Below are 346 nucleotides of genomic sequence, written 5' to 3' on the forward strand. Positions count from 1 at the left end.
GCTTCGTACAGCGTGGCGACGATGTCCATCAGGAGGCGTGGGCTGCCGATCTGCCACTCCCACCAGTTGCCGTAGCGGGTCGTGGAGGGGTTGTAGATCCGCTCGGCGAGGTGGTCGAGGCCGCGCAGGACGTCGGCGAGGAGGCCGGGCTCGCCGGTCTGGCCGGTGCCCCGCTGGACGTACGCCTGGGTCATGGTCCACAGGCGGTGGGAGCTCTGGGGGATGCCGGGGGGCGGGGCGAAGGCGGGGGCCCGCCACAGGGGGGGGGGGGGGGGGGGCATGGGGGCGCGGGGACGGGCGGGGGGGGCACCGGGCGCGGCCAGGCGGGGGGGGGACGGGTTGGCGG

Annotated in this window: 1 pseudogene; it reads right to left on the reverse strand. The window is 77.2% G+C overall.

Annotation, left to right across the window (positions count from 1 at the left end):
• Nucleotides 1–346 (reverse strand): annotated as a pseudogene (locus A4V12_RS39870) (lyase); the annotation flags it as partial.

It is taken from the genome of Streptomyces noursei (assembly GCF_001646665.1).
In the GTDB taxonomy this organism is placed as follows: domain Bacteria; phylum Actinomycetota; class Actinomycetes; order Streptomycetales; family Streptomycetaceae; genus Streptomyces; species Streptomyces lavendulocolor.